Genomic DNA, 12,290 nt, shown 5'->3' on the forward strand with positions numbered 1-12,290 from the left:
GATGAATATATTAACTCTACTCATTTTTTCTCCTGCACTGTTCGGACTCATCATACTGGCGTTGCCATCATCATGGCGGGCAAGCTATAAATATATTACGCTGCTGGCTGCGCTTTTGCAGGTTGGCATGAGCGTTTCTATGTACCTCAACTTTAAAACGGGGGCAGCTTTTGGCGGCTTTAATCAGGAAGGGCAGTACCAGTTTGTACAAAAGCTCCCTTGGATTAGCTTAAACCTGGGCAGTACCGGCAAAATGCAGATTGATTATTTTGTGGGTGTGGATGGTATGTCGATCATGCTGCTGGTAATGAGTGCTGTGGTGATGGTGATTGCTACACTGGCTTCCTGGGAAATTAAAAGCAACCTGAAAGGTTACTTCGCATTGTTTTTGATGCTGGATATGGCCGTAATGGGTGTTTTCAGTGCGCTGGATTTCTTCCTGTTCTATTTATTTTATGAGCTGATGCTGCTGCCTTTGTATTTCCTTATTGGTATGTGGGGAGGCGCGCGGCGCGAGTATGCAGCAATTAAGTTCTTTTTGTATACCCTGTTTGGTTCGGTATTTATGTTGCTGGTGATGGTGGGCTTATACCTGTCGGTTACCGATCCGGCTACGGGCAATCATACCTTCAATATTGTGCAGATGATGAATCCGGCCAATTACCAGCAAGGATCGGTTTTTGCTTTATTGGGGCAGCAAACCTTATTTGGTATACCGGCAAGGATAGTGGGCTTTGTGGTGCTTTTTGTGGCTTTTGCCATTAAGGTGCCGGTTGTGCCGTTCCACACCTGGCTGCCCGATGCCCACGTAGAAGCGCCTACACCGGTATCCATCATTCTGGCTGGTGTATTGTTAAAGATTGGCGGTTATGGTATTATCCGCATCTGCATGGGCATATTCCCAGAGGTAGCTGTATCAGGTGCTTTCTGGCTGGGCCTGCTGGGCGTAATATCTATCCTATACGGTGCACTTAATGCATTGGCGCAACGAGACTTGAAGCGCCTTATCGCTTACTCCTCTGTGTCGCACATGGGTTTTGTGCTTTTAGGCGTAGCCTCGCAAACAGCTGAAGGTGTAAGTGGCGCTATGATGCAAATGATCAGTCACGGATTTTTATCGGCTATGCTGTTCTTCCTGGTAGGGGTGGTATACAACCGCGTGCATGATCGTGATATCTACAACTTCCGCGGACTGGCAACCCTGATGCCTGATTATACCGTTTATGTGATGATCGCCTTTTTTGCATCCTTAGGTCTGCCAGGCTTTTCAGCCTTCGTGGCTGAGGCCTTTTCACTGGCCGGAGCATTTAAATCAACGCTGTTACCGCACTGGATGGCCGTATGTGGTTCAGTAGGTATTTTACTGAGCGCCGCGTACTTTTTATGGACCTTGCAGCGCATGTTCTTTGGTCAGGCACGGCTTAAAGGCGGCGAGGTGTGGAAAACAGCCTTGTCAAAATTAGATATACGCGAAAAGGCAGCCTTACTGCCATTGGCTTTACTGGCCCTGTTGCTGGGCATTATGCCGTCATTGGCTTTAGATAAAATTAACGATTCGGTACTGGCATTTATCCATTTTTTACAGCTTAAATAAAAATGATTGAAGCGGGTAAAATATTTTATGGAATTGAGCCTGTTGCTGCATCCTGTATGTATTCTGCATCTGCTGTAATGCCGATGCGGGAAAAAATAACAGGATGTAATTATTTAAGTAACCGAATCATGATCAAAAATTTATTACTCACAGCAGGCTTTCTTTACCTGTCAACCACTGCACTGGCCGATGCGGGGCCAAAAGTTCCCTCAAAGGTCCAGAAAGTGGTATTGTTCCTAAACGGCGCACAAGTTACCCGTACGGCACAGGTCAGTATCGCACCCGGCAATTCCACTTTGGTTTTTGATGGCATATCGCCCGATATTGATGTGCAAAGCCTGCAGGTAAAAGCCGGTGGCGATTTTACCATCTTATCGGTAAAGCACGAACTTGATTTTATAAATAAGCAAAGCAAGCAAAAGCGTATACAGGATTTACTGGATCAGCAAAAAGCTATTCGCAACAAATTGCAGGTGCAAACCAATGCGCTAAGTATTTATAAAGAAGAAGAAAATATGCTGCTGAAAAACCAGGTAATCAACGGGGCCAATACCAATCTGGATGTAGCCAAACTAAAACAGGCGCTCGATTTCCAAACAGCAAGATTAACTGAGGTAAAAAAGAAAGAGCAGCTGGTAAGTGAGCAGATCGAGTTGATTAATGCTGACTTGGAAAAATACGACCTGCAAATAGCCGATATCAATAAACCAGACAATAAAAGTAGTGGTAAGATACTGGTAGCTGTATCTTCAAAAAGCGCCTTACAATCAAATTTTATTCTAAGTTACGTAGTGAAACAGGCTGGTTGGTATCCAACTTATGATATCCGGGCTAAGAATGTGAACAACCCTATTACTATCGCTTACAAAGCCAATGTAAACCAACAGTGCGGCGAGGAATGGAATAATGTTAAGCTCAGCCTTTCAACAGGCAACCCGTCAACCAGCGGCAGCAAGCCGGAATTAAATCCTTACTATCTAAATTTTGGGATGTTATATGCCAATCAGGCAGCAAGTATTACACGTGTAAGCGGCAGGGTTACCGGGCAGGATGATCATCAGCCGCTTACCGGAGCTAATGTCCGGGTTAAAGGAACGTCTATCGGCACAACGGTCGATGCAACGGGTAATTACAATTTACAGGTGCCACAAGGAAGTTCTACGCTGGAGTATTATTTTGTTGGCTACGAAACTCAGGAAATCCCGGTAACATCAGCCCTAATAAATGTTGCATTGAAACCCCATGCTAACCAACTGAATGAAGTGGTGGCAGTTGGCTATATTAGTGCGCTCCAAGGGCGTGTAGCTGGTATAGCGGTGAATGATAAGGTAAGATTGCGTGGTATATCCGCTTTGCAAACCAACCCGGTTGTAGTGCAGCAAAATGAAAATCAAACCAACGTAGAATTTAATATAGATAACCCATACACCATACCTGGCGACGGGAAGCCCTACCTGGTAGAAATTAACCAGGTGAGCGTACCTGCAGCGTACGAATATTATGTAGCGCCCAAAATTAGTACCGATGTGTTCCTGACGGCCAAGCTAACCGACTGGAATCAGTACAGCTTTTTGCCAGGCGAGGCCAACTTGTTTTTCGAGGGTACCTTTATTGGCAAATCTTTAATAGATACACGTGCAACCAATGATACGCTGAACCTTTCATTGGGAGTGGATAAAGGCATTGTAGTAACACGAACTTTGCAGCAAGACTTAACCAGTAAGCAAAGCCTGTTAGGATCAACCAAAAAAGAAACGCGCAACTGGCTCATCACCGTTAAAAATCGTAAAACACAACACGTAAATTTGCTGGTGCAGGATTTGGTTCCGGTTTCGCAAAATTCGGCTATTGAGGTTGAAACGCAGGAGCTTTCGGGCGGTAAGGTTGATGCCGTTACCGGCATCATTTCATGGAATGTGAACTTACACTCGCAAGCCGAAAAGAAACTGAGATTGAAATACCAGGTGCGTTATCCCAAAAATCAATCTGTTATTGTACAATAAACTGATGAACGAATTTACACCCTATATACACAACCAGTTAAACGATATTTTAAGCAGCTTGCCGCTCTTCAGGCCCGAGCTGTGCCTGGGCATATTGTTTTTGCTGGTACTGGTAACCGATCTGATTTTTGGTAAGCAGTCTGACTGGATTGTGCGTATACTGGCGTGCGGCGGCTTATTGTTTGTATTGGCTGCTGATGTGGCGCAGTATAAAGTGTTTTCGGGATATACGGTAAGTTCTTTTTTTAACAATAACCTGCTGCTGCATCATACAGCCATAGTGCTTAAAATGATAATTGATGCAGCAGCAGTTATCATATTGCTGTACATGCCTTGGGATGTAAGTTTGCAATCGCACCCTAAAGGGTTAAGCGATGCTTATACAGTTATTGTAGCATCCGTTTTGGGTATGCACCTGATGGTAATGTCTGGTACATGGCTTACCATTTTCCTTTCGGTTGAGATGGTATCCCTTGCATCTTATCTCCTGGTGGCCTATCGTTCCGAAAATAGTTTCAGTGCCGAGGCAAGTTTGAAATACGTGCTGTTTGGTTTGGCGTCATCGGCCGTTATGTTGTACGGTATATCGCTTTTTTATGGGTTCACCGGCACGCTTGCGCTGTTCGATCCTAAAATGGTAGCCAACCTGCAGCAGGTTAGCAATAGTTTAAGCATTGGTTTAGCCATTGTGTTTATTTTGGCCGGATTGGGTTTCAAACTTTCACTGGTACCCTTGCACTTCTGGGTGCCCGATGTTTACCAGGGGGCTGCAACGCCGGTTACGGCATTCCTGTCCACATTGCCTAAAATAGCAGCCTTTGGTATGCTTATCAACTTCCTTACACCGTTTATTACGTCGGTCGGGTTTATCACTATTTTTGATTTCAGGCTGGCTTTATCGGTGGCTGCCATCATTACGCTTGTGGCCGGTAACTTTGCCGCCATCTGGCAGCAGAATGTAAAACGTATGCTGGCCTACTCCAGCATAGGCCATACCGGGTTTGGCTTAATGGCTATCGTAACTTTCAGCGGACAAGGCATCACCGCGCTTAACTTTTACCTGGCCGTATATGCTATAGCCAACATAGCCGCTTTAGGGTTGGTAAGCTTTTTTGCTAATGCGGCTAATGCGCATACCCTAAACGATTATCGCGGCTTAGGTATAAAATACCCGGTAGCTTCCGTGTCTTTTGTTATTTTAGTGGTATCCTTAACAGGTCTGCCGGTATCTGCCGGTTTCAATGCCAAATTACTGGTGTTCTCGTCAGTTTATTCTACCTATCAGCAAAATCACAACATTGTTTTGTTGCTATTACTTATTACGGGAGCGCTTACCACGGTAGTTTCCTTGTTTTATTATATCAAGGTTCCCCTTAATTTATTTCTTAAAAAGCCCGAAGACCATCAAGAGGGTAAACCTGTTAGCGTTAGCTTGGTCGTATTTTGCGCCTTGTCTGCTTTTGTGGTTTTATTTTTAGGATTGTTTCCTAATTTCTTAGCTAAATTTTTGTAAACGGGCATCTATCTTGTATTTTGTAGAAAGATTAATAATTAATTCAAGTTTTATTGATAGAATTGTTAATTTGAGGCCGTTAATTTTTGATAGTTCTAAATCATGAAGCGGTACCTGCCATTCGCAATTATTATACTAATACTTGTTCTTTCGTTTGCTTTCCCCTCCGTAGAGGTTGCGCCTCATCCGGATACCAAATATGATACCGGTGATATTGCCTGGATGCTGGTATCTACAGCGTTGGTGTTGATTATGACACCCGGACTCGCCTTCTTTTATGGTGGTATGGTTAATAAAAAGAACGTAATTTCAACCATGCTACAAAGCCTTATCTGTATGGTAATCATTACCGTTACTTGGGTAGTTTTTGGCTTTAGCCTGTCGTTTGGCAAGTCCATTCATGGTATTATTGGCGATCCGTCTACCTATTTTATGATGAAAGGCATGATGGATGGTGCAGTATGGCCTGGAGCGCCTACCATTCCGCTGGTGCTTTTTGCTATGTATCAGTTAAAGTTTGCCATTATTACCCCGGCGCTCATTACCGGCGCTTTTGCTGAGCGTATCCGCTTTAATTCTTACCTTGTTTTCGTATTCCTGTTTTTCCTGTTCATCTATGCACCGCTGGCACATTGCACCTGGCATCCCGATGGCTTTTTAGCCAAAATGGGTGTGCTCGATTTTGCAGGTGGTACGGTAGTGCATATGTCGGCCGGGTGGGCTGCTTTGGCCTCTGCGCTGTTTCTGAAACGCCGTAATGAGGCTAATCACGCACCGGCGCGTATTACTTATGTAATTATTGGTACTGGCTTATTATGGTTCGGTTGGTTCGGGTTCAATGCAGGTTCTGCTTTAGGGGCATCTCCTTTGGCTGCCGTAGCATTGGCTACTACCACTACCGCAGCTTCCGCCGCAGGGTTAACCTGGGTGTTTTTTGATATGCTACGCGGTCGTAAACCTTCGGCTATGGGTACATGTATTGGTTCGGTAGTGGGTTTGGTTGCTATAACACCTGCCGCCGGTTTTGTATCTATTCCACATGCCTTATCAATAGGTATTATATCAGCCATTGTAAGTAACCTGCTGGTTGAATGGCGTACACGCACTTCAATTGATGATACGCTGGATGTGTTTCCGTGCCATGGGGTAGGCGGTATGGTTGGTATGCTGCTTACCGGTGTTTTTGCACATCAAAACGTAAACCCAATTGTTAAAAATGTAAGTAACGGTTTGTTTTTTGGCGAAACCAAACTGTTTATGGTACAACTAACCGCGTTGGTTGGGGTATCTGCATTTGCCTTTGTCGGTTCCATTATTCTTTTAAAAGTTACTGATCTGATCTCGCCATTACGCGTAAGCATGGAAGATGAAACCGTGGGGCTGGACATCAGTCAGCACGGCGAAAAACTATAAGAACCTTATACCCTCTTAATTAACTATTGATGAACCCGGCTCTCAAAAGCCGGGTTTTGTAATTTTATGCTGACGCTATTAATGCTTTTATATGACAAATTATAGGCCCCGAAATCAGATAAAAAATTTGTAATTTCGTGGCTTCATTTCCAGACATGAGCGATCAGATCAAGCACGAATGCGGAGTTGCCTTTATCCGCCTGTTAAAGCCGCTATCCTACTATCAACAAAAATATGGTACTGCTATGTACGGCCTTAATAAGCTGTACCTGCTGATGGAGAAACAGCACAACCGCGGTCAGGACGGCGCCGGTGTTGCTACCATTAAGTTAGATGTTGAACCCGGTAAACGCTACATCAGCAGGCATCGGTCTATGGCATCCAACGCAGTAGCCGACATTTTTGAGTACATCCAGAAAAAATTTGCGGATGTAGAAAAAGAACAGCCCGAAAAAATCAAGGATGCTGAATGGTTGAAAGAAAACATCAGCTTTACCGGCGAAGTATTGTTGGGCCACCTGCGCTACGGTACACACGGTAAAAACAGTATTGAAAGCTGCCACCCGTTTTTACGCCAAAACAACTGGATGACCCGTAACCTGGTTATTGCCGGTAACTTCAACATGACGAATGTTGATGAACTGCTGCAACAGTTGTACGAATTGGGCCAGCATCCAAAAGAAAAAGCCGATACCGTTACGGTGTTAGAAAAAATCGGCCACTTTGTGGATACCGAAGTGCAGGGACTGTTCGATCAGTTTAAACGTGAGGGCAACGATGATAATATCGAGATCAGTAAAATGATTGGCGATAATATGGACGTAGCCAAGATCCTGAAAAAATCGGCCAAAAACTGGGACGGTGGCTATACGATTGCTGGTATATTAGGTCATGGTGATGCATTTGTAATGCGCGATCCATCAGGTATTCGCCCAGCCTTTAGCTATGTGGATGACGAAGTAGTAGTGGTTGCATCAGAGCGTCCGGCTATTCAAACTGCATTTAATGTTCCGCTTGAGAAGATTAAGGAAATTACTCCGGGCCATGCGCTGATCATTAAAAAGAATGGTACAGTAAGCGAGGAGCAGTTCCTGGAGCCAAGAGAAAAGAAATCTTGCTCGTTTGAGCGTATCTATTTTTCACGTGGTAGTGATGCGGCCATTTACCGCGAGCGTAAGCAACTGGGCCGCCTTTTATGCGACCAGATTCTGGAAGCTGTTAACCACGATATAAAGAACACGGTATTATCCTACATTCCTAATACTGCCGAAACTGCGTTTTACGGTATGGTTGAAGGGGTAAATAAATATATTAAACAATACCAGCGCGATCGCCTGCTTAACCGTGAGGACAAAATTACCGACGAGGAATTAAGCGAGGTATTAGCTATGGCGCCAAGGGTTGAAAAGTTGGCTATAAAGGACGTAAAACTGCGTACTTTTATTACTCAGGATGCCGACCGTGGCGAGATGGTAGCACACGTTTATGATACCACCTACGGCTTGGTAAACAGCGGCACCGATACACTAGTTTTATTGGATGATTCTATCGTTCGTGGTACTACGCTGAAACAAAGTATCCTGAAAATTATGGATCGCTTAGGTCCTAAAAAGATCATCATTGTATCATCTGCTCCGCAAATACGTTATCCTGATTGTTATGGCATCGATATGTCGCGCATGGGTGAGTTTGTGGCGTTTGAGGCAGCGGTTAGTTTGCTTAGAGAAAGCGGCCAGGAGGATATTATTCTGGAGGCTTATCAACAAGCCAAAGCCAGTTTAAACTTGCCAAAGGAGCAGGTTGAAAACCATGTAAAAGCTATTTATGCACCATTCACCGATCAGCAGATATCAGACCGTATTGCACAAATCATTACGCCTAAAAACCTGAAAGCTGAAGTGCAGGTAATTTACCAAACATTGGATAGCCTGCATGTGGCCTGTCCTAATCACTTAGGCGACTGGTATTTTTCTGGAAACTATCCTACACCAGGTGGTAACAAGGTTGTAAACCGCGCCTTTATCAACTGGATGGAAGGTAAGAACCAGCGTGCTTACATGTAAGATGGAACTGCTGATTTACCAAATCAGTATTTAATATATAAGCCCCGGCAAGTAGCCGGGGCTTTTTTGTTGCTGTGAATATTGCTTTAACGGATCACTACCTCAAATTCTATCTCAAACCTAAATTTGTGTAAATGATACATTAGGTTTTGTAATGAAGAAAATTACGCTGCTGCTATCGGTGAAAATACGAAATGCGTAACCAGCTTATCCATAATCACCAGGGACGCAATAATGAGTGCTACGCCGGCTAAGTAATTAAGGCGGTGTACCAGTTTTACCGAGATCCGGTCGCGCAGTTTATTGGCATAAAAAGCCTTGAGTATATCCATCCCAAACTGCATAACAAGGATGGTAGTAAACATAATAGCAATCTTTAACTGTCGGTGTGGGATACCTTCATGAAAAGCCGTACTGGCCGTGCCAATAACCGTAATCCAGTGAAAGAGCAGGGTAGGGTTAAAGATGCACATCAAAAAGCCCTTAAAGAAGTAGCCCGCACGGTTCACCGTAGCTGGGGTATGGGAATTATAGTCTACCTCAGCTTTTTTAATGAGGTAATATATACCGATGATAAAGAGAATAACGCTTCCGATTACACCTAACCATACCTTCATTTCTTTAGGTACCTCGAATAACTGCGAACCAAATATAATGGCGCCCACAAACACCACATCACTGGTAACTACACCCAGCGCCAGTGCTGAGCCTGCCTGAAAGCCTTTTTCGATACTGGTTTTGATCAGCGCGAAAAAAACGGGGCCGGTTAAAAACGTAAGCACTAAGCCAATACCAATACCAGAAATTATAGCTTCTATCATTTATATGGGCTAAAAATTTGACCTCGCGAATATGCAACTTATCTGTTAAACAAAAAAAGTTAATAATGTTGACAAAATTGTAAAAAAGAATACCGATTATTTAAGAATTAGATTTATGTTAGTAACCTTGAAATAATACCGTTTTAACTAAATATTTTTATGGACCAATCTACTTCCAAAAACAACTCGTCGGCATTTTTTACGCTTACAATTGTTTTTTTCTTTTGGGGATTCGTGGCTGCGAGCAACGATATCCTGATTCCCGTATTTAAAGAAAAACTACATCTTGAGCAATGGCAATCGCAAATGATTTCATTTGCATTTTATGTGGCTTATACGGTAGGTGCAATTATTTATTTCCTTGTTTCTAAAGTAACTGGCGGTGACATATTAAATCGCCTAGGATATAAAAATGGTATAGCATTAGGCTTGGTTATATCGACACTAGGCGCTTTATTGTTTTATCCTGCAGCACAAACTGCTTCATTTGGGTTATTAATTGCGGGGTTGTTTATCATAGGTTTAGGGTATTCATTACAGCAAACGGCTGCCAACCCACTTGCCATTATCATGGGCGATCCAAAAAGTGGTTCTCAAAGGTTGAGCTTAGCCGGTGGCGTAAACAACTTTGGTACAACCATAGGTCCGGTAATTGTTGGTTTAGCCATTTTTGGATCAGTAACCGAAAAAGCGCAAGTTGCAAGCGTTGAGTCAGTGAAAACACCTTATCTTATCTTAGGTGTGTTATTCCTGGTAGTAGCCCTGATATTTAAATTCTCATCTCTACCCAACAAAATTAACGTTAATGAAGAGGAGAACAGTGATATTGCTACCGAACTAGTTAGTGACCATGGTAAAAATGCTAAAAGCGCTTTAGGTTATCCTCAACTCGTTTTGGGTATGATTGCGATATTTTTATACGTGGGTGTAGAGGTTTCAACTGCCAGTAACTTGCCGGAGTTTATGAAAGAGAAGCTGAATATCGCTACCTCGGGCGCAGCGCCATTTGTATCACTTTACTGGGCCAGTTTGATGATTGGCAGATGGACCAGTTCTGTTGGTGCATTTAACATGAGTGATGGTGCCAAAAAGGTTATGCGATTTGTGATGCCTTACATTGCGTTCGGTATATTTTTAGTAGTAAACAAACTGGCAAGCCATGATATTACGCCGTTTTATCTGTACGCGTTGATTATAGTGGTTATGATTATAGGCGACTTGTTAAGTAAAGGTAACCCTGCCAGACAGCTGTTAATCTTCTCGCTAATGGGTATTACTGCGCTAGCAATTGGTATGCTAGCTAGTGGGATGGTTAGCGTTTATGCGTTTATGAGCGTTGGTTTATTTTGCTCTACTTTATGGCCATGTATTTATACTTTAGCCGTATCTGGCTTAGGCAAGCACACCAACGAGGGGTCTAGCTTCTTGATTATGATGATTATGGGTGGTGGTGTTATCAGTTTGGTACAGGGGTATGTATCGGCACCTAGCCTGTTGGGTATACAATGGTCTTATCTGGTGGGTGTAGTCTGCTTTGCTTACTTGGCTTTTTATGCCATCACTGCGCAACGAGTGTTAAAATCGCAAGGTATTAACTTCGATGAGCTGGAAATGAAAGGCGGACACTAATTTACAGCATGAGTAAACTGAGTTTCGATCAGATATTTATGAACCTGGCAACCGACCTGGCCAAACGCTCTCATTGCGTTAAGGCCCAGGTCGGTGCTGTTTTAACTAAAGATACGCGCATTATATCGGTAGGGTATAACGGTCCGCCGGCGGGTACGCATAACTGCGATGAGGAATGGCCCGAAACAGGCTGTCCGCGCGATGCACGAGGTAGTTGTTCGCTGGCCCTGCATGCTGAGGAGAATGCCATTCTGTACGCTGTAAAAAACGGTACCAGACTGGAAGGTACTACGATGTATACCACGCTGTCGCCTTGCTTGCCTTGTGCACGCCTCATTTATTCTGCCGGCATTACCCAGGTATATTACCGTTTCTCGTATGCCGAGTATAAAGGTTTACCAAGTGATGAAGGGGTCGATTTTCTGAACCGATTTGGTGTTAAAGCCCATAAATTTGAAGAACAGCCCGATGGTATAGGGTTGCATTTTTGAAATATACGATAGGCTTATAAATAAAAAAGGAGTAATCAACAAGATTACTCCTTTTTTATTTATGTACTGATGTCTTTTTCTAAGCTTGCTTCTTCAAAAATGGCTCCACTTTATCTAAGGCAAACTGTAGTTGCTGTTCAGGTGTGATATTTGTATTATCCAAAATAATGGCATCATCGGCTCGTACCAGCGGGCTTTCCTTACGGGTGGTATCAGAGTAATCGCGGTGTGCAATGTTTTCAAATACCTCTTCTAATGTAATATCAGGGTTGTTCGGTAATAGTTCTTTGTAGCGTCGTTCCGCACGTACTTTGGGGTCGGCGGTCATAAACAGCTTTACCTGCGCGTTAGGGAATACGGCAGTGCCAATATCTCGGCCATCCATTACTATGTTTTTAGACTGCCCCATACGTTGCTGCTGGGCAACCATCTCCTTACGAACCTCACGTATTGCAGACACTGGGCTTACGTTCTGCGATACAGGCATCAGCCTGATCTCGTGCGAAACTTCTTCGTCATTCAGTGTAATGTGTGTTTCGTAATCGCGCGAATGGAAGTTTAAATGGATGTTTTTTAAAGCTTCGGCTACTTGTTCGGGGTTGTTTAAATCAACGTTATTGCGCAAAAAGTAAAGGGTAACAGCGCGGTACATGGCCCCGCTATCTACATAAATAAAATGAAGTTTTTTGGCTAACGCTTTGGCTAAGGTACTTTTTCCGCAAGATGAATATCCATCAATTGCTACCACAATGTTCTTGCTCAT

9 protein-coding genes are annotated in these 12,290 nt (G+C 43.6%); 7 read left to right on the top strand and 2 right to left on the bottom strand.

Annotated elements, in window-relative coordinates; all coding sequences use genetic code 11:
- Position 1: 1 nt before the first annotated feature.
- The 5 genes from KHS38_RS09205 to KHS38_RS09225 all read left to right on the top strand — a co-directional run bounded on the left by KHS38_RS09205 (position 2) and on the right by KHS38_RS09225 (position 8,586).
- A complete protein-coding gene (locus KHS38_RS09205; RefSeq protein WP_213488272.1) occupies positions 2-1,594 on the top strand; it encodes a complex I subunit 4 family protein in 1,593 nt (530 codons plus the stop codon).
- A 128-nt stretch (positions 1,595-1,722) separates the two neighbouring features.
- A complete protein-coding gene (locus tag KHS38_RS09210; RefSeq protein ID WP_213488273.1) occupies positions 1,723-3,597 on the top strand; it encodes a DUF4139 domain-containing protein in 1,875 nt (624 codons plus the stop codon).
- A 4-nt stretch (positions 3,598-3,601) separates the two neighbouring features.
- Complete coding sequence (locus tag KHS38_RS09215; protein ID WP_213488274.1) at positions 3,602-5,110, top strand: NADH-quinone oxidoreductase subunit N; 1,509 nt, start codon at positions 3,602-3,604, stop codon at positions 5,108-5,110.
- Positions 5,111-5,212: 102 nt separating this feature from the next.
- Positions 5,213-6,523 (top strand): ammonium transporter, encoded by a 1,311-nt coding sequence (locus tag KHS38_RS09220; protein ID WP_213488275.1) that lies wholly within the window; start codon positions 5,213-5,215, stop codon positions 6,521-6,523.
- A 155-nt stretch (positions 6,524-6,678) separates the two neighbouring features.
- Positions 6,679-8,586, top strand: coding sequence for an amidophosphoribosyltransferase (locus tag KHS38_RS09225; RefSeq protein ID WP_213488276.1), 1,908 nt, complete (start codon positions 6,679-6,681; stop codon positions 8,584-8,586).
- Positions 8,587-8,750: 164 nt separating this feature from the next.
- Here the strand turns inward: KHS38_RS09225 and KHS38_RS09230 are convergent, their stop codons facing one another.
- On the bottom strand, positions 8,751-9,407 hold the full coding sequence (locus KHS38_RS09230) for a LysE family translocator (protein WP_213488277.1): 657 nt from the start codon (positions 9,405-9,407) through the stop codon (positions 8,751-8,753).
- Between the two features lie 159 nt (positions 9,408-9,566).
- Here KHS38_RS09230 and KHS38_RS09235 point away from each other — a divergent pair, with 159 nt between their 5' ends.
- Together KHS38_RS09235 and KHS38_RS09240 are read left to right on the top strand one after the other, a co-directional pair.
- Complete coding sequence (locus KHS38_RS09235) at positions 9,567-11,036, top strand: MFS transporter (RefSeq protein WP_213488278.1); 1,470 nt, start codon at positions 9,567-9,569, stop codon at positions 11,034-11,036.
- A gap of 8 nt (positions 11,037-11,044) precedes the next feature.
- The gene (locus KHS38_RS09240; protein WP_213488279.1) at positions 11,045-11,527 is read left to right on the top strand and encodes a deoxycytidylate deaminase; all 483 of its coding nucleotides are present in this window, start codon (positions 11,045-11,047) and stop codon (positions 11,525-11,527) included.
- A 79-nt stretch (positions 11,528-11,606) separates the two neighbouring features.
- On the opposite strand, the gene cmk is transcribed toward KHS38_RS09240, so the two are convergent.
- Positions 11,607-12,290 (bottom strand): (d)CMP kinase, encoded by a 684-nt coding sequence (gene cmk / locus KHS38_RS09245; protein ID WP_213488280.1) that lies wholly within the window; start codon positions 12,288-12,290, stop codon positions 11,607-11,609.

Source organism: Mucilaginibacter sp. Bleaf8 (assembly GCF_018390515.1).
Lineage (GTDB): Bacteria > Bacteroidota > Bacteroidia > Sphingobacteriales > Sphingobacteriaceae > Mucilaginibacter.